General features: G+C 52.1%; 27 protein-coding genes. 5 read left to right on the top strand and 22 right to left on the bottom strand.

The annotated features are described in order from the left end of the window. Positions 1-14: 14 nt before the first annotated feature. The 3 genes from ACQKD4_RS03225 to ACQKD4_RS03215 all read right to left on the bottom strand — a co-directional run bounded on the left by ACQKD4_RS03225 (position 15) and on the right by ACQKD4_RS03215 (position 2,336). On the bottom strand, positions 15-950 hold the full coding sequence (locus ACQKD4_RS03225) for a DMT family transporter (RefSeq protein ID WP_427372467.1): 936 nt from the start codon (positions 948-950) through the stop codon (positions 15-17). A gap of 106 nt (positions 951-1,056) precedes the next feature. Beyond that, positions 1,057-1,344: a putative quinol monooxygenase gene (locus ACQKD4_RS03220; protein WP_074033738.1), complete on the bottom strand. Its 288-nt coding sequence runs from the start codon at positions 1,342-1,344 to the stop codon at positions 1,057-1,059. A 131-nt stretch (positions 1,345-1,475) separates the two neighbouring features. After that, positions 1,476-2,336 carry a YitT family protein gene (locus ACQKD4_RS03215; RefSeq protein WP_224861781.1) on the bottom strand — a complete coding sequence of 287 codons (861 nt, stop codon included), beginning with the start codon at positions 2,334-2,336 and terminating at the stop codon, positions 1,476-1,478. A gap of 179 nt (positions 2,337-2,515) precedes the next feature. On the opposite strand from ACQKD4_RS03215, the gene ACQKD4_RS03210 reads away from it, so the two are divergent. Beyond that, positions 2,516-3,430, top strand: coding sequence for a YitT family protein (locus tag ACQKD4_RS03210; protein WP_427372466.1), 915 nt, complete (start codon positions 2,516-2,518; stop codon positions 3,428-3,430). A 56-nt stretch (positions 3,431-3,486) separates the two neighbouring features. On the opposite strand, the gene ACQKD4_RS03205 is transcribed toward ACQKD4_RS03210, so the two are convergent. The 11 genes from ACQKD4_RS03205 to ACQKD4_RS03155 all read right to left on the bottom strand — a co-directional run bounded on the left by ACQKD4_RS03205 (position 3,487) and on the right by ACQKD4_RS03155 (position 11,348). Next, positions 3,487-4,542, bottom strand: a complete 1,056-nt coding sequence (locus tag ACQKD4_RS03205; RefSeq protein WP_427372465.1) for a GGDEF domain-containing protein — start codon at positions 4,540-4,542, stop codon at positions 3,487-3,489. A 93-nt stretch (positions 4,543-4,635) separates the two neighbouring features. Further along, on the bottom strand, positions 4,636-4,863 hold the full coding sequence (gene csrA, locus ACQKD4_RS03200; protein WP_214785909.1) for a carbon storage regulator CsrA: 228 nt from the start codon (positions 4,861-4,863) through the stop codon (positions 4,636-4,638). Continuing rightward, positions 4,863-5,300 (bottom strand): flagellar assembly protein FliW, encoded by a 438-nt coding sequence (fliW, locus tag ACQKD4_RS03195; RefSeq protein WP_074033745.1) that lies wholly within the window; start codon positions 5,298-5,300, stop codon positions 4,863-4,865. The genes csrA and fliW overlap by 1 nt, the downstream gene beginning before the upstream one ends. Before the next feature lie 15 nt (positions 5,301-5,315). After that, on the bottom strand, positions 5,316-5,870 hold the full coding sequence (locus ACQKD4_RS03190) for a DUF6470 family protein (protein ID WP_251125723.1): 555 nt from the start codon (positions 5,868-5,870) through the stop codon (positions 5,316-5,318). A gap of 27 nt (positions 5,871-5,897) precedes the next feature. Continuing rightward, positions 5,898-6,833, bottom strand: a complete 936-nt coding sequence (flgL, locus tag ACQKD4_RS03185; protein WP_427372464.1) for a flagellar hook-associated protein FlgL — start codon at positions 6,831-6,833, stop codon at positions 5,898-5,900. Positions 6,834-6,839: 6 nt separating this feature from the next. After that, complete coding sequence (flgK, locus tag ACQKD4_RS03180; RefSeq protein ID WP_427372463.1) at positions 6,840-8,360, bottom strand: flagellar hook-associated protein FlgK; 1,521 nt, start codon at positions 8,358-8,360, stop codon at positions 6,840-6,842. Positions 8,361-8,374: 14 nt separating this feature from the next. Continuing rightward, the gene (gene flgN, locus ACQKD4_RS03175) at positions 8,375-8,731 is read right to left on the bottom strand and encodes a flagellar export chaperone FlgN (protein ID WP_074033757.1); all 357 of its coding nucleotides are present in this window, start codon (positions 8,729-8,731) and stop codon (positions 8,375-8,377) included. 114 nt (positions 8,732-8,845) lie between these two features. Next, a complete protein-coding gene (locus ACQKD4_RS03170) occupies positions 8,846-9,097 on the bottom strand; it encodes a flagellar biosynthesis anti-sigma factor FlgM (RefSeq protein ID WP_074033759.1) in 252 nt (83 codons plus the stop codon). A gap of 23 nt (positions 9,098-9,120) precedes the next feature. Next, entirely contained in the window at positions 9,121-9,507 is a 387-nt protein-coding gene (locus tag ACQKD4_RS03165) for a flagellar protein (protein ID WP_074033761.1), read from the bottom strand. 18 nt (positions 9,508-9,525) lie between these two features. Next, positions 9,526-10,194, bottom strand: coding sequence for a ComF family protein (locus ACQKD4_RS03160; protein ID WP_427372462.1), 669 nt, complete (start codon positions 10,192-10,194; stop codon positions 9,526-9,528). Next, the gene (locus ACQKD4_RS03155; protein ID WP_427372461.1) at positions 10,191-11,348 is read right to left on the bottom strand and encodes a DEAD/DEAH box helicase family protein; all 1,158 of its coding nucleotides are present in this window, start codon (positions 11,346-11,348) and stop codon (positions 10,191-10,193) included. The genes ACQKD4_RS03160 and ACQKD4_RS03155 overlap by 4 nt, the downstream gene beginning before the upstream one ends. Positions 11,349-11,516: 168 nt before the next feature. On the opposite strand from ACQKD4_RS03155, the gene ACQKD4_RS03150 reads away from it, so the two are divergent. Further along, positions 11,517-12,251, top strand: a complete 735-nt coding sequence (locus ACQKD4_RS03150; RefSeq protein WP_427372460.1) for a hypothetical protein — start codon at positions 11,517-11,519, stop codon at positions 12,249-12,251. Further along, positions 12,248-12,976, top strand: coding sequence for a hypothetical protein (locus ACQKD4_RS03145; protein ID WP_427372459.1), 729 nt, complete (start codon positions 12,248-12,250; stop codon positions 12,974-12,976). The genes ACQKD4_RS03150 and ACQKD4_RS03145 overlap by 4 nt, the downstream gene beginning before the upstream one ends. 55 nt (positions 12,977-13,031) lie before the next feature. On the opposite strand, the gene treC is transcribed toward ACQKD4_RS03145, so the two are convergent. The 6 genes from treC to ACQKD4_RS03115 form a co-directional block, all read right to left on the bottom strand. Beyond that, on the bottom strand, positions 13,032-14,666 hold the full coding sequence (gene treC, locus ACQKD4_RS03140) for an alpha,alpha-phosphotrehalase (RefSeq protein WP_271305323.1): 1,635 nt from the start codon (positions 14,664-14,666) through the stop codon (positions 13,032-13,034). 82 nt (positions 14,667-14,748) lie between these two features. After that, a complete protein-coding gene (gene treP, locus ACQKD4_RS03135; protein ID WP_274665489.1) occupies positions 14,749-16,197 on the bottom strand; it encodes a PTS system trehalose-specific EIIBC component in 1,449 nt (482 codons plus the stop codon). A 202-nt stretch (positions 16,198-16,399) separates the two neighbouring features. Next, positions 16,400-17,107, bottom strand: coding sequence for a trehalose operon repressor (treR, locus tag ACQKD4_RS03130; RefSeq protein WP_214693692.1), 708 nt, complete (start codon positions 17,105-17,107; stop codon positions 16,400-16,402). A 51-nt stretch (positions 17,108-17,158) separates the two neighbouring features. After that, positions 17,159-18,007 carry a DegV family protein gene (locus tag ACQKD4_RS03125; protein WP_427372458.1) on the bottom strand — a complete coding sequence of 283 codons (849 nt, stop codon included), beginning with the start codon at positions 18,005-18,007 and terminating at the stop codon, positions 17,159-17,161. A gap of 95 nt (positions 18,008-18,102) precedes the next feature. Beyond that, positions 18,103-18,795, bottom strand: coding sequence for a response regulator transcription factor (locus ACQKD4_RS03120; RefSeq protein WP_271305325.1), 693 nt, complete (start codon positions 18,793-18,795; stop codon positions 18,103-18,105). 22 nt (positions 18,796-18,817) lie between these two features. Then, positions 18,818-19,942, bottom strand: coding sequence for a sensor histidine kinase (locus tag ACQKD4_RS03115; protein WP_427372457.1), 1,125 nt, complete (start codon positions 19,940-19,942; stop codon positions 18,818-18,820). Positions 19,943-20,122: 180 nt separating this feature from the next. On the opposite strand from ACQKD4_RS03115, the gene ACQKD4_RS03110 reads away from it, so the two are divergent. After that, positions 20,123-20,764, top strand: coding sequence for a YigZ family protein (locus tag ACQKD4_RS03110; protein WP_214693697.1), 642 nt, complete (start codon positions 20,123-20,125; stop codon positions 20,762-20,764). A gap of 41 nt (positions 20,765-20,805) precedes the next feature. Then, positions 20,806-21,813 carry an LCP family protein gene (locus tag ACQKD4_RS03105; protein WP_214693705.1) on the top strand — a complete coding sequence of 336 codons (1,008 nt, stop codon included), beginning with the start codon at positions 20,806-20,808 and terminating at the stop codon, positions 21,811-21,813. Between the two features lie 40 nt (positions 21,814-21,853). Here the strand turns inward: ACQKD4_RS03105 and ACQKD4_RS03100 are convergent, their stop codons facing one another. Further along, complete coding sequence (locus ACQKD4_RS03100; RefSeq protein ID WP_214693706.1) at positions 21,854-22,906, bottom strand: glycosyltransferase family 4 protein; 1,053 nt, start codon at positions 22,904-22,906, stop codon at positions 21,854-21,856. 123 nt (positions 22,907-23,029) lie between these two features. Then, positions 23,030-23,437, bottom strand: coding sequence for a hypothetical protein (locus ACQKD4_RS03095; protein ID WP_214693715.1), 408 nt, complete (start codon positions 23,435-23,437; stop codon positions 23,030-23,032). Positions 23,438-23,566 lie beyond the last annotated feature (129 nt).

Raw genomic sequence — 23,566 nt, 5'->3', positions numbered from 1 at the left:
GAGCGAGGTATTTTTTATGCCTCCTTTTCGATTGCCATCGGAAGCTCGACGAATTGGCTCCGACTATGGAAGACGACACCGATCATGACGAGCGTGATCCCTACTAAGGCGACCGGGGAAGGCATGACCGCATGGAGGAAGAGGAGCTCACCGATCAAGGCGAACAACACCTCGAGCGCCTGCGTCGCCTCGACGGACGCCAGTTTCCCCATGTCGTGCTTGACGAGGTCCGTCGCCTTGAAAAACAAAACGGTCGCGACAATTCCTGACAACAAGGCGACGAGGAACGTCTGTCCGAGCTGACTCGACGAGGGACGCCCCGTCGTCAACCCGTACCCGAACAACAAGAACCAGACCGGGAGCGACCCGAGACACATGCCGAGGATGCGTTCGAACACGTCGAGGTCCGTCTGTTGCATCATCTTGCGGTTGCCGAGAGGATACGCGAAAGCCGCGATCACGACCGGGACGACACCGAGCCAAAGGAAGCGAGGCTCGAATGATTCGAAGAACTCGACTTGCATCAAGACGACCCCGATCAAGATCAAGCTCGAGAACCGAAGTCCTCGCCACGGGATCTGTTCGCGGGAACCCTCTGCCTTCTTAAAGAATGGTGACAACAGTGCCCCGGCGACGATCGTTACTTGCCACGTACCTGCGATGAGCCATGGGGGTGCGACCTCGGCCGCGAGACAGATGGGAACGTAAAAGAACCCGAACCCGACCGTCCCCCACAATATCCAGGGGCGCGGATTGTCCGTCAGCGCCGAGATGACCCGCTTGAGTCCACCCCGTAAGGCGACGACGAGCATCAACAGTGGGATCATCCATAAAAAGCGGAGCGAGGCACTATAGGCAAAGCTACCTCCCCCGACTTGCATCACTTCGTTCAACACGAACGTGCTCGCAAAAAACAAGGCCGCGAAGACCCCGAGTATGAGTGGACGCATACGTTCCCTCCTTTCCGAATCCTGTCTTGTTCTCGGTATCCATCTCTTTCTCCTGCAAAAAAGACGGACGACACGTGGTCTTCCGCCTTTTGATTCGATGATTCCGTCACGTCCGCAGTTCGAGCGCGGCGATCCGCTCCATCCGCTCGAGGATAGGCTTCGCCTGATCGATATACGCCCTCACTTCAGCAAGCGACAACGACGCCGCATGCGCATCCTCACTCCGCCACACTTCATAGACGAACACCGTGTCCGCCTCGTCGAGCGATACGTGGACCCGATACGATTCACAATCTGACGTCGCCTCCATCTCCCGTGCCGCTTCCGATAAAATCGCCACGAGTCGGTCCCGTTGTCCCGCTTTCGTGACGAGCTTTCCGATCAGTGCGTACATGCTCCATCCTCCCCTTTCCCTTGCCTCGTCTCATTCCACTTTTTGCGTCCGATTTCCTGCCTTACGGGTTCACACATACAGAATGTTTTCACGCCACATGTATAAAAAAACGGACGGCACGTGGCCATCCGTCAGTGAATATCGCGTTTTTGGAAATTCCCGCCTTTGACCTCTGTCACCTCGTATACGACAACGAACGCTTTCGGGTCGACTTGGTCGATGATGTCCTTGATCTTTCTTTCTTCGAGCCGGTTGATGACGCAGGTGATTTCGTAATAGCTCTCTTTTGAATATGCACCTTGGATCTGATTCAACGTGGCGCTCCGCCCGAGACGGTCCCGAATCGTCTCGACCATTTCATGCGGTTCACTCGTGATGATCTTGAACGTCTTCGCCCCGCTCAATCCCTCTTCGACGATATGAATCACTTTTGAGGCGATGAAATAGGCGATCGCCGACAAGACGGCTCCTTGAAGCCCGAACACCGTCGAGACGACGATGAAGACGAACGTATTCAAAAATAGAATCAAGTCACTCGTCCCGAACGGCAGTTTACGGGACAAGAGGACGGCCAGCATATCAATCCCGTCAAGCGCACCCCCGTTACGGAGGGAAATCCCCATCCCGAACCCGAGGATGATTCCGCCGACTACGGTGATGAGGAGCGCGTCGCCCTCGATGATGGTCGGGACATGGTGCATGATCACCGTACCGACAGACAACGACGCAATCCCTGTGACGGAAAGGATGGCGAAACTTTTCCCGATCTGTTTATACCCGAGATAGATGAACGGGATATTGAGAATCCCGATAAAAATCCCGAGCGGTAACCCTGTTAGCTGCGACCCGACGATACTGATGCCGGTGACGCCCCCATCCGACACGTTGTTCGGGATGAGGACGGACTCCAACCCGTACGCCGCAATGAGTCCGCCGATGATGTTCATGATGATTTGAAACCCCATCAACCAGGTTCTATTCTCTCGTTTCATGATGCATGGACCTCCTTCTCATGTTCAACAACCTTCTTAGCCTACCACAAAATAATACTGAAATAATTTACAGGGAATCATCAATCTATTCTGAATATTCATGTCAGATTCTCTGTCGCAAAGGATTTTGTATCGGCTCGTTTTGGTATACTTAAGAAAATGGAAAGGGGGCACCACGTATGCAGCGTACACCCATGCCTTCCCCGACACCGGAGGAAGTGCAGCGCTTAAGGCGCGAACATAATCCGATCAAAGCGTCCGAACTGTTTGCAAAAGTCGTCCTCTTGCTACTCGGTTCCCTCGTCTTCGCGGTCGGCCTGGAGGCGTTCCTCGTTCCGAACCAGATTATTGACGGTGGAATTGTCGGGGTCTCGATCATCGTCTCGTATTTGACGGAGACGAAACTCGCCATCTGGCTCGTCCTCTTCAACTTGCCGTTCATCTATTTCGGGTATCGGCAAATCGGGAAGACGTTCGCTGTCGTCACGTTGACGGCGATCCTCCTCATGTCGGCGTTCACGATCGTCCTGCATGACATCAAACCGTTCACGGACGATTTGCTGTTGTCGACCGTCTTCGGGGGCTTCTTGCTCGGTGCCGGCATCGGTCTCGTCATCCGCGCCGGTGGCTCGCTCGACGGGACCGAGATTCTCGCCGTCTCCTTCACGAACCGGTTACCGTTCTCAGTCGGAGAGATCGTCATGTTCTTCAACATCTTCATCCTCGGGACAGCCGGTTTCGTCTTCAGCTGGGACCGGGCGATGTACTCGCTCCTCACGTATTTCATCGCGTTCAAGACGATCGATGTCGTCTTGGAAGGGATCGATCAGTCGAAGGCGGCGTGGATCATCACGAACGCACCGGAAGAAATCGGTCAGGCGATCATGGACCGGCTCGGTCGGGGCGTGACGTATCTCCACGGGGAAGGGGCCTACACGGGAGACGGAAAGAAAGTCGTCTTCACGGTCATCAGCCGACTCGAGGAGACGAAATTAAAAGACATCCTCGACGACTATGACGAGAAAGCGTTCCTCGCCATCGGCAACATTCACGACGTCCGGGGCGGACAGTTTAAGAAGAAAAACATTCACTAAACGTGAAATCCCCTATAACCGCTGGACACCATTTGCCAACGGTTATAGGGGATTTTTTAGGCGAAGCGGACCTGGTCCCGTCCATTCCGTTTCGCATCATATAAAGCCTCGTCCGCTCGTTCGAACACGACCATGCTCGGTTCGTGCCCGGCGACCGCGGCACCGATTGAGACGGTCATCGGGATGACCTCGCCCTGACATTCGAACGTCGTGTGGCGAACCGTCTCGACTAACGATTCGGCCACTTCTTTCGCCTGCTCACTACCCTCGATCACAAGCAAGAACTCCTCCCCGCCGTAACGACCGACGAACCCGCCTGACGGACAGTGCTGTTCGAGCGTCTGACCGATATGTCGGAGCGCGGCGTCTCCTGCCAGATGACCATATGTATCGTTCAACTGCTTGAAGTGGTCGACATCGATGACGAGTAACGTCCATGGCTTCCCGGACATCTCCAAGTCATTCATCTGTTCGAGCGTCCGGTAACGGTTCGGCAGTCCCGTCAATTCATCGACGGTCGCCCGATGCGTATGCAAAAGGAACATCCATAGATGCGTCTCGAGCTTCTTCGCCCCCCAGTAACAGAGCCACGCCCCGAGCGACAGCATAAGGAAGTATGGGATGAAGACGTTCACGAACACCATCGTATCCACACTGCCGGTCACACGAATCAAGACGAGGAGCGCACCGAATCCGACATAGACGGCATATCCTCGTGATCGATGCATCGGGACACGCGAGAGGAGAAGCGAAAAGATGTAAAAAACGACGAACATGAGAATCGAATCGACGAACGGGGCACTCATCCCATGCAAGGTCATGCGTCCGATAAAGATGAGCGCGAGGGTGACGACAGCACCGAACGGTCCGGCGTACGTCGCCGACAAGGCGATCGGGATGAGGCGGAGGTCGATCCTCGCATCGCCAAGCTCGATGGCGTTTATGGTCAACAAGATCGCCGTCAATCCGTTCGACACCCCGAACCAAAAACGGACGAACAGTGGGGAGGACGGTTGAATCGGCAAGACCGTCCGCATCACATAGAACGTGAGCGACATGAGTAAAAAGATGATACTGATATTAATAAAAAACTGGTTGATGACCGTTCCCATCGATTCCCCTCCTTCCCTTTCCGTTTCCATCCTATCCCAACCAGGTGAAAAATGTCACCCTTACATTCTATATTTACAAAAAAAGTCGAAAGCTCACGCTTCCGACTGCTTTTTGATCATCTGTTTCATCAAGTTGGCACTGTTCCGTGCCGACTCGTTCTCTTCTTGCATCTGAATGTACACTTCATGTCGATGGATATCGATATGGCGCGGGGCATCGATGCCGAGTTTCACCTGGTCACCCTCGATGGCGAGCACGGTGAGCGTCACGTCGTCCCCGATATGGATGGCCTCGCCTTGTTTTCGTTTCAATACGAGCATCAGCGCACCTCCGCCTTCGTGCCGCCGAGCGGATAACGGGCCGGGTAGGCATCATCTAAAATGACTTGCTTCCCGCGACGTTCCTTCGTCTCGATGACGATCGGTGCCTTCAAGTTGAGTGTCGACGCGTCGAACGGCTCACGGAGCGTGACGATCGAGTAGACAGAGACGTGTTCCGCTTCTGCGATCCCGAGCTGGTCCTTCGCCCCGTCCGACAGTTCGAACGCATAGTCCGACTTGTGCCAGAACGGATTCGTCACGACGAACGCGCACGCCTTCTCTTCGATCGACTGGAGCGACCAGAACGGCAGCTCTTCCCCGTACGGAATCAACACGAACGTCTTCGAGTCCGGAAATCCTGGAATCTCACTGACGAACGTGATTGTCTCCGCTTCATTTATTTCAATCTTGCCAAAGTAGTCTGTTTCAATGAACATGGATTGTCCTCACTTTCAACGCGTTTCATCATACATCCCACCGACCGGCCACATCTCGAGCGATGCCTGTTGACGGAGAGAAATGTCCGTCGTCCATGGCGTGAAAGAGATGTCCGCCGGTGTGAGCGATACATCAATCTGTGGCGGTGTGATATTCCATTCGATTTTCACATCCGCTGGCGTATACGTCAACTTGACACGGTCGATCGATTTCGGCATATAGCCCATCTCGACGATCGGATACGGGTCGTTCACTTTCTCTGCCGCCATCGAGGCAATCGGGTTGCCGTTCTCGATGCGCATCATCCGGTCCCCTTCACGAGCGATGTTCATCATCGCTTCGCGGGCCCCTTGTTCCCCCATCTGTCCGAACGACTTACCGAGTTCGAGCGCTCCTTTCAGGTTGCTCTCACTCCGTGCCACCGACGAGTCGATCTCAAGTTTCCCTTGGGTCGTCTGTTGCGTCATCTCGGCTTTCCCTTGCTGCATCGACATGTCCGCCCGACCTTGACGCATCTCGAGCACCGGTCGGTTCGAGGTCATCTGGATGGCAGCAAACGTTTGCCGCATCTCAAGTCTCGCGAGATTCATGACCGATTACCGGAGGAAGTCAAGGAGCGTCGGTTGGATGATCCGGGCTCCTGCCGAGAGTGCGGCGCGGTGTACCGTCTCATGCGACTTCAACTCCATGATGACTTTCTCGACGTCGATGTCTTCGTTGTCGGACATGATCGTCTTCGCGATGATTTCATGGTCTTGTAGACGATTGTCGACGAGCTCCAAACGGTTCGCCCGGGCACCGAGTTCAGATCGCTCCGTGATCAAGTTCTGCCCAATCGTATCAAGTGTCTCGAGTTGGGCCGATAAGTCGGCTCCTCCCGTAGTCTCATCGGCGAGCAAACCGCTCAGTTGCTTCAATCCTTCGAAGAGCTCTCGTCCGAAGACGGTCTCCGGCTGCATGTTCACTTGCATCGTGATGCCTTTTGAGACTTCAAATTCGATTTTCCCGCTCGCCGTCGGAGGACCGTCCGTTCCATAAATCGACTCGAGCGTCGCCCCTTGCGCTTCATTCAAATAGTCTTTCAGCGCCTGCATGTCAATGAGCGGTTGATCCGTTTTCGTCCCGTTATAAATATACTTCTCGCCCGCTTTCGAGTTGGCGAGTGAGCCGATATGTTCGATCAACTGGTCGACCTCACTCTTGATGATCGCACGCTGTGACGACTCGTACGTGTCGTTCGCGGCTTGCGTCGTCAATTCCCGAATCCGTTTGACGGCTTCCGTGACCTCGTTCAAGGTCGAGTCCGTCATGTCCATCCAGCTCGTCGCCTCGCTGACGTTGCGACGGAACTGGTCGACTTCCCGCACTTCGGTCCGGTACCGGATCCCTTGCATCGCGACGACCGGATCCTCTGACGCCTTTTGGATCCGTTTCCCGCTGATCAATTGTTCCTGGACGCGGGCGAGCGTGTTATAGCTACTCGATAAGTGTTTCAAGTTCGTCTGTGTGAGCATCGTCTGTGTGACACGCATCAGTCATTACCTCCCAACGACACCCATGCCGTTAATGATTTTGTCGAGCATCTCGTCAACGGCCGTGATGTTCCGTGCCGCCGCATTATATGCATGTTGATATTGGATCATCATCGTCATCTCTTCATCGAGCGACACCGCGCTCACCGACTGACGGCGCTGGTCCGAGCTACTCAAAAGGGCGAACGTGCTCTTCGCGAGGTTCGCGTTCTGGCTCGCCTCGACCGCCATGTTCCCGATGACGTTCTGATAGTACTTCCCGATCGATGTCGTCGTCGTGGCCGACCCGGCAAAGCTGAGTGCCATCTCTTTCAGACGTGCGAGTTCGAGCGCCCCGCTCCCGTCCCCGATATTGCCGTCTTTTGAAGCGGCGATCAAGTCGAGGTTACTCATGAACGTCTCGTTCACTTCGATGTTCGACGCCGTGATATCTGTGTTCGTGTTCGTCCCTGCGTTCACGAAGAAATCGTTTCGTCCGTCCGTCCCTGATGCATCTTTGTTCGTCATGTGTGCATTGTTAAATGCCGTCGCGAACACGCTCGCCATCTCGTCTAAGTCTTTGAGCATCTTCGTATACGCCCCGTCCGCCGCTTCAGGACCCGTTTGGCTTCCGTACATTTCAACGAGTGCTCGCAATTTGCCGTTCGGCATGTCTTGGAGCGTCATCGTCTCAGATGTCGCAGCATCTGCCGCGCGATACGTCGACTCGGTCATTTCCCCGACGCCACCCGTGATGCCATCGACCAATTTGATCGGATTCGGATTTCCTGGCACGGTGATTTGGATGTCGATTCGTCCTTCTGCGACACGTTGCGAGTTCCCACGCGTCTCCCCGTTCAAGTAATCGACGGGCACACGCTCGAACTCGATATATTGCGAGAGTTCGTCCATGTAACGGTCGCGCTCGTCATACAGTTCGTTCGGCAAGACGCCAAGTGGTTCCGCGTCCCCGATTTGACGGTTCACGTTATTGATCTTCGTCAACAGGTCGTTGATCTTTTTCGATACGACGCCCGCTTCCGCTTTCAAGTCGTCTTGTACTTTCGTCAGCGATGAAGACATGTAGTTGAACGTCTCGGCGAGCGTCATCGCCCGCTGGCGGACGACGCTTCGTGCGCCCGTATCGTCCGGGTTGACCGACAAGTCCTGAAGTGACGCCCAGAACAAGTCGAGCGACTTGGCAAGGCCGTTCTCAGACGGTTCGTTGATGATGTCCTCCATCCGCCCGAACGCCGCTTCTTTCGTCGCATAGAACGCATTCTTCACCGACTCGTCGCGATACTGTTGGTCGATCATGAGATCGCGAATCCGGGCGAGCGTCTCCCCGCGTACCCCGGTCCCGAATTGTCCGGCTTTCGTTCCGCCGAAGTTGACCGAGAGTTGTTCCGTCATCCCGAGGGTGAGGCGTTGGCGTGAATAGCCAGGGTTTGAGGCGTTCGCCACGTTGTTCCCCGTCGCCTGTAACGCCCATTGGTGTGTCGTCAGGCTGCGGCGCGCCGTCTCTAATCCCATAAATGTTGAACCCATTCTGTACTTCCTCCTTAAACGTCACGGCTGAACGAGCGCGTTTCAAACGCCTGTTGTCCGTATGTAAAATCATCTGCTTCTGGCAAGAGCATATCCAAGTGCCAGGTAATATAACGAAGGGACTGTTCGAGAAGCGATGCGTTCAATTCGTTCTGACGCTTCAACTCGAACAAGACCGGTCTCAGTTCCTCTATCTCTTCATCGTCCAATTCATACGTCCCTTGAAGTCGTTCCGCTTCTTTTTGTGAGATTTGTCGGACGAGTTTCGCCTCTTCTTTGACGAGCGCGCTAAAAGCGGCCATGTCATTTTGGACGAGCAGCTGTTCTTTCGTATAGGCCAATTCGAGTAAACGTTTATGTAATGTGAGCATGAGTCTCTCCTTTTTTCAAAAAAAGAGCCGACTAAAGAAAGGGGTGCCCCTTATTTAGTCAGCTTCCGTGCCGTGTTATTCAGTGCGAAGGCCTCAAACGGACCTCGCTTCCATTCATCCTTGTAGAAAGCGTTTGGCGATTTCACGCGCGTCCCGTGAATACGTGCCCGCATCAATCTCTGCTTTCAAAGCGTCGATTTTTGCGAGACGGTCCGGATGTTTCACCGGTTCTTCAAACCGGGCGCGGGCTTCCGCCGAGATTGACAATTGGTCCGTTTGGCGTGATGGCGCGGGCTTCGGCTCGACTTGCGTTTTCTTTTCATAAGTGTTCGGTAAATGTACCCACTTGGCTGAATCGATGCGCATGCGTCTTCCCCCTCTTCATGATGTTAATCCAAACGATAAGCGCGAGCACTTGACGACTTCGTCAAGCTCTCTTGTAGACTAGACAGTTCCTTCTGCATATCTCTCTGGCAGTTCGAACAGACTTTCCCTTCGTTCGTCGGTTGACCACAACGTACGCAGCCGACGAGGAGTTCCGGGTTGTCCTTGATGATCAGGCGTCCTTCATGGATATATCGCGTGATATCAAGTTCCGACACACCCGTCGCTTCGACGAGGGCGCCGATGTTCGTTGATTTGTTTTCTGGTTCACGAATGAAGTCACGGACTTTCAAGAAGTTTTGGAAGTCGACTTCACTACATGATGGGCAATAAGGCGAGCGACCTTGTTTCATAAACAAGCGTCCGCACATTTGGCAAGATGCTGCATCCATTGGTTTCACCTCTGCCTTTTATATCGGACGGGTTTTTGATTTGTTTAGCGCCCGAAATAAGCAAATCGCAGAAACTTCTGTCGCACCTGCCTGCCGCAGTGAAAATGCCGCCTGGTGGAGCGTCGTCCCTGTCGTATAAACGTCGTCTACAAGAATGATTTTCCCACATTTCACTGAAGTTGGTACAGTGAAAGGATTCGTTCGGTGTCGTCTTTCTTCTTTCCCGAGTTCGCGTTGACTCGAAACCTCGGTTTTCTCGATCAGTTGCCGGGTCGGACCAACCTTTCGTGCGAGCACCTCCGCTTGATTGAAGCGACGCGACCTGTGTCGTTCGTCACTGAGCGGGACGGGCACATATGTCGCGCCAGGTTCTCGCAGTGCCCGAAGTTTTGGTGCGACCGATGCGGCGATGACGACGTCGCCACTGAATTTGAAGCGATGTAGCCACTCGATTCCCGCCTCGTCATAGGCGTACAGGCAACGGACGGTCAAATCAGAGCCGAGCGCGAGCCAGCGGACGCAATCTGAGCACGTCTCCCCCGTCTCGTTCGGTTGACCACAGCGCGGACAGCCTGTCCCGAGCGGCGTCAGTCCGTCCTCACATGACGGGCACACCCAGTCGCGTCGCCATAACGTGGCCGGTGTCCACGGGACGGTCATCGGTTGGTGACAGAGAAGACATTTCATCGACTGTTCGCCTTCACGATCGCCCGGATGGCGAAATCTTGCCGAAACGTCCGTTCACGATAAAAGAAACAGACCTCGCCTGTCGGCGCATCCGGCTTTCGTCCGGCCCGTCCTGCCATTTGGATAAGCCCTCGTGTCGAGAAGAGCCGATGTTCGCTCTCAAGCACCCCTACCTGCACGTCCCGGACCGTCATCCCCCGCTCCCAGATCGATGTCGCGAGGACGATTCCCTTTGTCTCTTGAAGCTCGTGAAGCGCGTCGGTCCGCTCCTCGGTCTCGGCCGATACCGTCCGACATGTAAACCCTGCATCTTCTAGCATCTTACGATATCGCTCGAGGTGAGGCTTTGTCGGCACGAACAAGAGACGCGGTTTTGCGGCGTGACGTCGACAGAAGTCAAAAACCCGTTCGTCCGACTGTTTGACGAGTGTCGGCACCGGCAAATCAAATCCGTGATAGCGACGGGGCAGATGCACCGTCGACACCATCTGTTGCCAAGCGGTCGGAGTCGCCGTGATGAAGACAAACACCCCTTTCCCGACCCGATAGATGGTGCGCCATAACGTCACGTCAAAAGCGAACGGAAAAGCATCGGACTCATCGACGAGCACATAATCGAACATGTCTCGTAGATTCAACAACAACGGTGCGGTCGCCACCGTGATCATCCCGATGGAGTCTTTCTCCCCACCCCCGTACCGTCTCGTGACGGGCACGGTGAATGCTTGTTCGAGCCGTTCCACCCATTCGATGGCGACATCTTTCCTCGGGGACACGATCAATACCCGCTTCCCTTCATTGACGACCCGCTCGATCACCGGGAACGTCATCTCGGTCTTACCGGCGCCACACACCGCATGGACGAGACCGGTCTTCCGTTCGTCCCACCATGTGAGCAGTTGATTTGCGACCCGCATTTGGGCTGGTGCGAGCTCGAACGGCATCGTCAATTCGGTTCTTTCGAGTGGTGTCGTGATGTCCCGCTCTTGTAGAAAATCACATCGGCAGATACGTCCAAGATAAAGACAGTTTCGGCAGTAGGAACACGACCCGTGGTGACAGGTGAACGTCCGGACGTCCGTGCTGAGACAGCGTTGGCAGATGCCAAAACGGATGGCGCGCGTCCCGTTTGATGCGACGATGAGTTCCCCCATATCCCTTTGCTCCTTTTTTCCTTTCACGCTAACAAGACACACATGTGCGTGCGAATCATCTTGATGTACAAAACCCTTCCGCAATCGTTCTTTTGACGGATGACGCTTCCGTATTTTATCCGTTATGATTATGGGAAAAATAGACTAAATTGTGAGGACGTGGAACGGATGCGACGATTCATTGGCTCTTTGGTTGGAATAGGTTTGATCTTATACGGTAGCTTCACACTACTCTCTCATTTTTTGTTCGGTCATCCGAAAGACGAACAGTTCGTTCGCCAAGTCGCTGCCACATATCTCGAGGATCACCACCGCGATCAATCTCTCGAAATCACGAGCGCCACTATGATGATGTGGGGAAGTGACCTTTATCTCCTCACCATCGATTCCGACACGAGCATCGACACACATTTTGAATTGCACATTACGACGGATGGTGACATCACGTTCAATGATTATGCGAACGTCACCTCAGGAATGAATACGTTCGACCGGATCCATGATGCGTATCGTCGATTGGTCGGACCCGCGCTCCCAGAACATGTTCATCTGAGCGATGACGTCCTCATCCCAAAGGACGGACCCGATTCACCGAAAGAATCCTTGGACCTCCAATCTCTTCGCCTCGATCAGGACTATGACATTCAAGATATCGGTGCTAACCATGGCAGTCTATTTATTTCTGTGGATGTCCCTATCGCGACGGTCAATCGTGCAGCATTTCTATTACGAGATTTGAAGCACAACATGGACGCGGCTGGCGTTCCGTTCCGAACGATGTCCGTCACGCTTCGCGGGGAGGAGGACTGGTTTTATACGGGTAGCGTCTCACGAGAAGCAATTGACTCTTCCGAGCTCGAACAAATCATCCAGCGTCAGCACGATGAGGTGATGTCACAATGAAATGGAGGATTTTCTTTCTTCTTTGCGGTACCATCATTGTCGCCACGTTCGGGGTTCGCATCGTTTTCGGCACGGATTCCGAGAAACAGCGTGTGTCGAATAGTGCAGTAGCATATGTTCGTCACACCTATCCCGCACTTGACGTGCGTATCCAACAAGTCGACTACATGTTCCCACATAGCACACGTTATTTCGTCACATTCACTTCTCCAACGAGTCCTGATACGACGTTCACGGTCTACGTGAAACGCAATGGACAAGTCACACACGATGATTATGATCAGGTCCATCTTCGAGAAACGACTTATCAACGGTTGAATGATGGATACGCTGCATGGACAGAACGCGTCTTACGTTCTGACACGTTCCCCTACCCCATTACCTATGGACAGGGATTCATCCGTAGAGAAGAAGACGACCCAGTGGTGGAAGGCATTTCCCCGAGCGATTTAGAGCTAGACGAAGTGTTCGATCTGATTGCATATGGAACCATGTATGGTCACCTCCATCTCGACTTGTCCCAACCAACTTCAACAAACGAATCACTTTCAGATATAGCGAGAGGAACGAGACGCTATTTCGATGACCATCAAGTCCCGTTCCATACGCTATCGCTCAGCGTGACCGATCAAGACGACATCTATTTCGTCCCCTCCCTCTTTTACGATGAATTGGAATCTCCGCTCCTCGAAGACATCATCGAAAGCCGGATCCTCACCGACTGAACGAAAAAACGGATCATCCGACATGCGGGATGATCCGTTTTCGTGCAAGCTGCACTTATTTCTGTTTGTAGAACATGATCGCCTCGTACGGACGAAGGGACAACGTCGTCCCGTCGAGCTCAGGCACGTCGTAGTTGTGGCTGACGACGCTCACCCGCTCGAAACCTTCCGGGATGGTATACGTCGTTTCCGTTCCATAGAAGTTGGCGACGACGAGGAGCTCCTCGCGGTCGGTCTTCCGTGTATATGCCCAAACGTCTAACGAATCAGGTGTGAGGAGCGTGTAGTCCCCGTCCGTCAAGACGTCAAGTTCTTTTCGTAATGCAATCAAGTTCTTGTAGTGGTAGAACACCGAGTTCGGGTCATCGAGCGCCGCTTCGACGTTCACGTCCTGGTAGTTCGGTGCCACGTTGATCCACGGTGTGCCGTTCGTGAAGCCGGCATGCGTCGTCGCATCCCACTGCATCGGCGTCCGCGAGTTGTCGCGTGACTTTTGTTTGATGGCTGCCATCATGTCTTCATGCGACACACCTTCTTCGCGTTTCAACTTATAGTTGTTGAGCGTCTCGATGTCACGGTACTCGTTCAAATCATCAAAGCCAGGATTCGTCATCCCGATCTCTTCTCCTTGATAAATGTACGGTGTCCCTTGGAGTCCGTGGAGCACGGTCGCAAGCATCTTCGCACTCTCGACGCGATGGTTCGTGTCGTTCCCGAAACGGCTGACGACGCGCGGTTGGTCATGGTTGCACCAGAAGATGGCGTTCCATCCCTTCCCGTGCATCCCTTGTTGCCACGTCGACATGATGTCTTTCAACTGGATGAAGTCGAACGGGGAGGCGACGAATTTCTCGCCGTTCGGGTAGTCGACTTTCAAGTGATGGAAGCTGAACGTCATGCTGAGCTCGTTCTCGTCCGGGTTCGAATAGCGCACGCAATGGTCGAGCGTCGTCGACGACATCTCCCCGACCGTGATGACGTCATGCCCGTCAAATACTTCTCGGTTCATCTCTTTCAAATATTCGTGGATGCGTGGGCCGTCCGTGTAGAACTTCCGACCGTCAGACTCGTCTTCCGGGAAATCTTGTTCTTTTGAGATCAAGTTGATGACGTCGAGACGGAACCCTTTGATTCCTTTCTCGCGCCAGAAGCGCATCATCTCATAGACGTCTTCACGCATCTGTTCATTCTCCCAGTTCAAGTCGGCCTGGGTCACGTCGAACAAGTGGAGATAGTATTGCCCGCTCTTCTCGTCATATTCCCACGCGTTCCCACCGAACTTCGATTCCCAGTTCGTCGGCTCGTCGCGCCAGATGTAGTAGTCACGGTACCGCTCGTCTCCCGCCAATGATTTCTGGAACCATTCATGGTCTGTCGACGAGTGGTTGACGACGATGTCCATCATGAGGCCAATGCCCCGCGCCTCTGCCTCACGGATTAATTCGTCAAGGTCTTCCATCGTGCCGTAAGACGGGTCGATGGCATAGTAATCACTCACGTCATAGCCGTTGTCGTGTTGAGGTGACTGATAGACAGGCGTCATCCAAATGTATTCGATGCCGAGTTCTGCCAAGTAATCTAGCTTCGCCGTCACCCCTTTGATTGATCCGGTTGCGTTCCCTTCCGGACTGTAAAAACTTTTCGGGTAAATTTGATAGACGACTGATTTGCGCCAATTTTTCTGTGTCATCAACGACATCTCCTTTTTGTAAGAGTTTTCATTTCAATAGGAAAGAGGGAAGAACTGCCGTCCCTCCCTCCCGAGTCAATGCTTATGCGACTTTATTTTCTTCGATTTCACCTTTTTTCATGTAGCGCTTCGACAAGATGAACGTAAGCGCGAACGGTACGATAATCGCGATGACCATCCCGACGATGAAGAGAAGGATTTTGTCTGTGAAGATTGAGAGGAATCCAGGGAGTCCTCCGACACCGATTGCGATTGCTTGAACATCATTCAATGTGATGAAGATGGCTGCGATCGCTGACCCGATCATCGCAGAATAGAACGGGAATTTATTCGGCAAGTTGACCCCGAACATCGCCGGCTCCGTGATCCCGAAGTAAGCCGAGATTGCTGAAGTCGATGCCATACTCTTTTGCTTCGCGTTGTGCTTGTAGACGAAGAACATAGCGAGTGCAGCAGAACCTTGTGCGATATTTGAGAGTGCGATCATCGGCCAGATGAACGTACCGCCTGTGTCTGCGATCAACTGAAGGTCGATGGCGATGAACAAGTGATGCATCCCTGTGACGACGAGTGGTGCGTAGAACAATCCGAAGAGGAGTGCCCCGACGACCGGTACGGCTTCAAACGTGTTGACGAGTCCTGTCGCAATCACATTACCGATTCCGCGTGTGATTGGTCCAACAATTGCGAGTGCAAGGAATCCAGTGACGACGATCGTCGTGATCGGAACGACCAAAAGTTGAATCGCGTTCGGTACACGTTTTTTCAAGAACATCTCAATTTGGCTCAAAATATAAGCCGCGGCGAGAACCGGCAAGATTTGGCCTTGATATCCGACTTTCTCGATCTCGAACAATCCGAGGATATCGAATGTCGGTACTTCTCCTTCAAGTGCCGCTGTTCCGTAACCCCAAGCGTTCAAGAGGTCCGGGTGGACAAGCAAGAGACCCATGACGATCCCCAGTACTTCGCTTCCGCCGAAACGTTTCGTCGCCGACCATCCGACAAGTGCCGGTAAGAAGACGAATGACGTGTTCGCCATCATGTTGATGAGGTCCCAAAGTCCTTGTAAGTTCGGATAAGCCTCGATGAGCGTCTGCCCTTCGATGAAGAGACCTTCAGAAGCAAGTAAGTTGTTGATCCCCATGAGGAGACCGGCCACGATGATGGCTGGAATGATTGGCATAAAGACGTCAGAGAAGACTTTGACGAGTTTTTGAAGCGGATTCATTTTTTTGCCGCCTGCGGATTTGACCTCGGCGACCGTTGCCGCTTCGAGTCCTGCGAGTTTGATGAACTCGGCATAGACGCGGTCGACATCACCGGCTCCGATGACGATTTGATACACGCCCGAGTTCTCGAACGCCCCTTTGACGAGATCGACTTCTTTCACACGTGCCTCATCGACTTTTGACTGGTCTTTGAGGGAGAGACGGAGACGTGTCACACAGTGTGCGGCTTTGTCCACGTTGTCTTTGCCGCCGATTGCTTCTAAAATATCTGCGGCAATTTGACGATAATCTGCCTTCATGTTTATTGTCCTCCTTTGTTTGAAAACTTCAAATGAAAACGGTTACTTATGAGTACAAACAAAGTATAACTTATCTATATAAGTTAAGTCAACAACTTATATATATAAGTTCGAGTGAAGGTTCTGTGACCAGATTTATTGTAAAAAATTCCCTAAGTTGAGTTTACGTAAACAAAAAACCTCTTCCTGTTCGAAAGAGGTTTTAGCGCCGGGCGACGTCACTGAACTGGAATTTGTCCAACCGGTGACGCGATTCCGTATATTCGAATTGTTGTCCTTCATATAAGAACGTATCGTTCGTGATGACGATAACATATTCATAGTCGTGCAAATCAAGACGCATCCGGTCGAGCTCGGTCACGTCTTCCGCCGCAATCTTTCGTTTGGCGTAGCTGATCTGTAAGCCAAGCTCTCCTTCGATATATCCATAAATCGATCGAGCAGCGATTTCTTTTGTCAATCCAGGAACGAGGTCTTTGACGAAATAGTTGATGTCTAAGATGACGTTCTCCCCGTCAAAGTTTCGGACGCGTTCGATGCGAAACACATGCGTTCCCGGTTTCAAGTTCATCCGTTCGACGAGCCAAGGTGGGGCCTCCATCTCTTCGAACGCCGCGACGTGCGTCTGGATGGAGCGACCGAGCATGCTGGCGTACACTTCTGAGAAACTGACGATGCCGTTGAATTGAAACTCGATCTGGTCGCGCTTCAATACGAAGACGCCTTTCCCGTGATGCTTCCGGACGTACCCGTTTTCCTGCAAGAGATCGAGTGCCTTTCGGACCGTCCCCCGACTCGCCTCGAACTGATGCATCAGCTCCGTCTCCGACGGGAGTTTCGAGTCTGCAGGTCTCGTGCCGTTCCGCATCTCCTCTGCCAAGCGCTCAAATATTTGGCGATATTTCGCCATCGCATTCCCTCCTCCATTGAAAAAGACGACCAGAAACGGTCGTCTTGTGGTTTACCATTCGCGACGATACCAAGTGATGCCGATTGCACCAGGTCCGAGATGCGTTCCGATGACCGGACCGAAATGACTTCCCGAGATGTGTGCTTTCGGGAACTTCTGTTTCATCGAAGCGATTTCTTCCGCCTGACGCTCCGGGCAGTTGGCGTGAATGATTCCGATACAGTATCCCTCACCGTCATCGGCAATCGACTCGTCCATCATTTCTTCGATTCGACGTACAGCCTTCTTATACGTACGAATCTTTTCAAATGGGACGATCAACTTGTCTTGGAAGTGGAGGACCGGCTTGATTTGTAGGAACGAGCCGACGAGCGCTTGCGCGGCGCTCAATCGTCCACCACGTTGTAGATGATCGAGATCATCGACGACGAAATAGGCGCGAATCGAATCACGGACCGTCTCGAGTCGGGCGATGATTTCTTCCGGTGTGGCGCCTTTGTCACGGAGGTTTAACGCTTCTTCGACCATGAACGCTTGTGGCATACAAGAAATCTCTGAGTCAAACGCATGAACGGTCACATCGACCATATCATTTAGCGCGACCATCGACTGGTACGTTCCGCTGATGCCACTTGAGAGTGTGATGGCAATCACGTCCGTCACATCATCCGGCAAATTTTCAATCAACTCGACCGTCTCACCGATGACCGGTTGAGACGTCGTCGGTAGCTTGCCTGCCTCGATTCGCTCATAGAACGCCTCCGTCGACATATCGATCGACTCGCGGTACGACGCGCCATCGAAGATGACACTGAGTGGAGCGACATGGACGTCATGTCGTGCCAAAAAATCATCCGACAGATAGGCGGTACTGTCGGTTAAAATCGCAATGTTTCCCATACTATATCCTCACTTTACGTCGTTTCATTTTTCCAATTATGTTAGGATTCCATTCCATATTGTAACACAAAAACGAGGTAAAGCATCGGTGACGCTCAAATCTCGACCCAACCCCGGCGAATCGCATCGACGACCGCTTGTGTCCGGTCGTTCACATCCATTTTACGAAGGACAGAGGACACATGGTTTTTAACCGTTTTTTCACTGATGAACAACATGTCACTGATATCTCGGTTCGACCGACCATCTGCGAGAAGGTGCAACACCTCTACCTCGCGACGTGACAACAATTGGTACACCGGGTCATCTGTGCGACTCTCGACGCCACGACCCGCTTGTTCCCCTTTGAATTGTAAGAGACGACGGTACTCTTTCAAGACGTTCGTCGTCACTTTCGGGTGTAGGTAAGCCCCGTCCCGTGCGACGGCACGGACCGCCGAAATCAATTCAGTCGACGCCACTTCTTTTAAAAGAAAACCAGACGCGCCCGCTTCGAGCGCATGCGTGATATATGACTCATCATCATGGATCGAGAGGATGAGGACGCGTGTCTCCGGTGACAGGAGCGACAGTTGCTTCGTCGCCTCGATCCCGTTCATGTCCGGCATATTGATGTCTAAGATCATGATCTCCGGTTTTTGTTCGCCGGCGATGCGAATCGCCTCGCGACCCGTACGCCCTTCTGCGACGACCGTAAATTCATCTTCCAAATCAAAAATCCGCTTCAATCCTTCGCGGAACAGTTCGTGATCATCCACGATTGCAATGCGTGTCTGTGTCATTTCCATGTATGTCTTCCCCCTTGTTCTCTCACGGAATCGGAATCGACATGCGGACGACCGTCCCCTTGCCGACTTCCGAGTCAATGGTGATACTTCCGCTCACCAACTCAATTCGCTCACGCATCCCGACGATCCCAAACGATTCTTCGCCAATCGTACTCGGCTCGAAACCGATGCCATAGTCGCGGATGTGAAGGTGAATCACATCGCTCGCCTGTTCGACATTGACGATGATCTCTGGCGTCTTGGCATGCTTGATCGCATTTTGCACCGCTTCCTGCACGAGACGGAACACGTTGATTTCTAACTTCTCCGGCAGACGGGCACGTGACCCGCGATAGTTGAGACGCGTCTTGATGGCCGTATACTCCTCCGTTTGGTGGAGATAGCGCTCGAGCGTCGGTAAAAAGCCTAAATCGTCAAGCGACATCGGACGCAAATCGTAAATCAAGCGACGTACGTCGACGAGTGCTCCACGAATCAACTTTTTCAATTCATGTAATTCGGCAAACGCTTCATCTTTCCCTCGTTTATCAAACGTCTTTTCAATCAAGTCGGCACGAATCAAAATGTGGGCAAGCGATTGCGCCGGTCCGTCGTGCATCTCGCGAGCGAGGTGACGTCGTTCACGCTCGGCCGCTTCGAATACACCGATGGCCATCTCCTGCTTTTTCATCATGTCCGAATATTCTTGTTGCAGGTCGTCACGTAAGAAGTTCAAGACGACGCTGACACGACCAATCAGTTTTTCGGCACGTTCGATCGTGTCCTCTAGAATAAGAAGACGTCGTTCTAAATCGTTGCGACGCTGCTGGGCCGCCATCTCTTCTTTTTGAACGAGAAACCGCTCCAGTTGCATCTGATTCGCCCGTTCATAGGCGTCACGAATTTCTTGCTCACTATGTATATGAAACTTTTTGCTGACTTGAACGAGCTTGGCTTTTGCGGCTTTCACGAGTCGGTCGAGTCGATCGGACTCCTCGATGTAGAACTCGATTTTATCCGTCAATTCTTTCAACTCGTTTTGAATCGCAGAATATTCAGTTGATGAACTTTCGGTTATACGGACAATCTCCTCTTTACTTTCCGTCACCGTATCAATCATATTTGTTATGATATGTTCTAAAGCTGTCCGATCGGTAATATGATTCACGATGCCATCCCCTAATAGTTCGGTAGTTAATCCTCATCTATCCTTATATATCGTCCACTTGAAAACAGGTTTACAGTGAACATGAGAGATTTTCTATAAATTGCATTCGCCAATTGAAGCGTATGTGCCTACTTGAATTCTAAAAAAAATATTCAAAAATAGAAAGGAGAATTTTCAGAAATGTCTATTGAGTCAAATTATACTATAAAACAAAGTGGAACATACGAAGTCGTCATACAAAAGTCAAAATTTATCGCCCACTTCAAACGTGTCGAAACCGAGGAAGAGGCGCAGTCGTTTATCCAAGGCATCAAAAAAGAGCATTGGAACGCAAACCATAACTGTTCTGCCTATATCATCGGGGAACGGAATGAACACCAGAAAGCGAACGATGACGGGGAGCCAAGTGGTACAGCAGGCATGCCGATGCTCGAGGTGTTGCGGAAACGTCATCTAAAAGACACGGTCGTCGTCGTGACACGTTATTTCGGAGGCATCAAATTGGGCGGAGGTGGACTCATCCGGGCATACGGTGGGACTGTCAGTGAAGGACTCGATGCGATCGGGATTGTCGAACGCTTGCAAATGCAGCAATTGACGCTCACCGTCGACTACACATGGATCGGTAAAGTCGAGAATGAATTGCGACAGTCTACCTACTTGCTCGACGACATCTCGTACGCCGATCTTGTCACGTTCTATGTATCAGTGCCTGTCGAAGAAACCGAAGATGCAATCGCTTGGTTGACAGATATGACGAACGGTCAAGGCATGCTACAAACTCACGATATTCGCATCATCGAACGTGATTTCAAACGCTGAAACACTTATAATAAAAGAAACAACTGAAATGAGGAATCCACATGGAAACACCCCCACGCAAGAAAAAGTCACCTTGGAAAATCGTCCTCATCGTGTTGGGTGTCGTATTGCTGATCGGCGGTTCCGCTTTCGGCTATTTTGTCTTCAAAGCGAACGAGACCGCGGAGAACGCGAACAAAGAATTGGATCGTGGCGACAAGTCCGAACGTCGTGACGAAACCATCGACTTGACGAAAGATCACTTCTCCATCTTGTTAGCAGGGGTCGATGGCGGCGCCTCGCTCGAAGAAGGCCGAAGTGATTCGTTGATGGTGGCGACGTTCAACAAGGAATCGCGTCAAGTGACGCTCGTCAGCATCCCGCGCGACTCGTATGTCGATATCATCCTCGATGACGGAGAACCATTCAAAGACAAGATCAATCATGCGTATGCTTACGGCGGCATCGATACGACAATCGCAACCGTTGAAAACTTGCTCGATATCCCCATCGACTACTATGCGACCATCAACTTTGATGGAATCGAAGACCTCGTCGACGCGGTCGGTGGCATCGAAATCGACGTCCTCATCCCTATTTCCGGAAAAGCGACAGGAAACGTCGAGTTAGAGCCAGGCGTTCAAGTGTTGAACGGAAAAGAAGCACTTGCATACGCCCGCATGCGAAAACAAGACCCTGCCGGTGACATCGGTCGGGCCGGTCGACAGCAACAAGTGATCGAGGCCATCATCAACGAGGCGACCACGATCAACTCGTTCACCAAATTGAATCGGATTATGAATGCGGTCGGCGAGAACATTCGAACGAACATGTCCTTGTCAGAAGCCTCACAGCTTCAACCGTATACAAAATCCCTCAAGTCGTTCAATCGTGAAACACTTGAAGGAACCGATTTGACGTTGAACGGTGTCTATTATTATGAGCTTGACCCTGCTGACCTCCGGGACGCGCAAGCCCTTCTCCAAACGGAGCTTGGGATGCCCGTCACAGCGGACGAGCCATCAACCGATGAAACAGATGACTCGATGACCGAGACAACGATTTACTAAAGAAAACGGCCGATATCGCTAGGCGATACCGGCCGTTTGTTTATGTCCTCGGTCGACCAAGTAGTCGCCGAGACGTTCGGATGATGGGTTTATAGTTCGGATGAATGAGTTCCGTCGATTCGACAATCAATTCGATGACGATCAGGACCACGACGAACGTGATGACGGCACCGAGCATTGTCGTCTTCGCAAACAAGATGGATGAGATGCCGAAAAATAGCGTCATCCCATACATGAGCAGGACGGCTTGGCGCGTCGTGAACCCCATGTCAATCAACTGGTGGTGCATATGCGACTTGTCTGGTGACATCGGCGGTCGACCTTGGACAAGCCGGCGCACGATCGCGAAAATCGTATCCGAGATCGGCAAGCCGAGCAAAAGGACCGGGACGACGAGTGAAAACAATGTCACGTTCTTAAATCCGATCAGCGAGAAGACAGCGAGCATATAGCCGAGAAACAGCGCTCCCGTGTCCCCCATGAAAATCTTCGCTGGGTAGAAGTTGTGGACGAGAAAGCCGAGCGTGCTCGCAAGCAACAACAAAGCCATCATCGTCAAATAGACGTTCCCTTGAATGATTGCCAAGACGGCAATCGTTCCAAGGGCGATACTCGAGACACCCGCAGCAAGCCCGTCGAGTCCGTCAATCAAGTTGATCGCGTTCGTGATCCCAATCAGCCAAAGAACGGTGACCGGGATACTCCATGATCCGAGATACAGTTGCTGATCGAACGGGAGATTGACGAGCTCGATGCGCATCCCAGAGTTCAAGACGACGACCGTCGCAATCATCTGCCCCATCAACTTCACACGGGCAGAGAGCTGGAAACGGTCATCAATCAGTCCGGTCAGGAGAATCACGACGGCCCCGATCAAGATGGCGTCATTATAGCGACTCGTCGGAAGCAGCAGCGCATAGCCGATGAAGAAGGCGATGAAGATCGCCAGACCACCGATTCGTGGCATCGTCCGTATATGTACTTTTCGTGCGTTCGGATGATCGACTGCACCGATAAAGAATGCGAATCGACGAACGAGCGGTGTAATCAAGATGGCCATTACAAAACTGACCAACATGGCAATCCATAGCATGGGCCGACAGTTCCTCTCTCAAAAAAATAGACTCTGGCGAATTATATCATATTTTGAATCGATGAGTTGTTATCAGTCCGTTTACAACAAAAAGCCGATGGGGCGTTCCCCATCGGCTCAAACTTATGAAAGTGTTACGGCTACTTCTTCTGCTGGTTCATATGTATAAAGGCCGCGGCCAATCTTTTTAATCTCTGGGTTGACCCCTTCAATCTTCACCATCAATTGGTAAATATTGCTAATGTGATGGCGGTAACGAAGTTCGAGCTCCATCTGGATATCACGTACGCTCATCGTCTGACGCTCTTTCAAAAGATCCGTCACTTGATGAACATATACTTCGAGTGGATAACGCTGATTCACACGACGTGGACGTAGGCGTTTTGATGCATCAGTCGTTGAGTCTGTTTCCTCTTTGTCCCGACTCAATTCCGCAATCAAATATTCCGCACGTCGTTGCAATTGACGATAAGATTCTTCGATTTCCATCAATTCTCGATAAATGTGTTCATTCACATTCGTAGATTCCATACACAAATCCCCTTCTACATCCAATTAATTTTAGGAATTCCCTATTTTAAATCAGCAATTCCTAATAATCCCTTGATATCTTCTATAAAAGTGTAACGGATTTGTAATGTGCTTGTCATCTCTTTTTGG

It is taken from the genome of Exiguobacterium sp. NPDC077395, assembly GCF_050269125.1.
GTDB lineage: Bacteria > Bacillota > Bacilli > Exiguobacteriales > Exiguobacteriaceae > Exiguobacterium > Exiguobacterium aestuarii_A.
The sequence above is the reverse complement of the archived record's forward strand: the minus strand, read 5'-3'. Positions and strand labels throughout refer to the sequence as shown.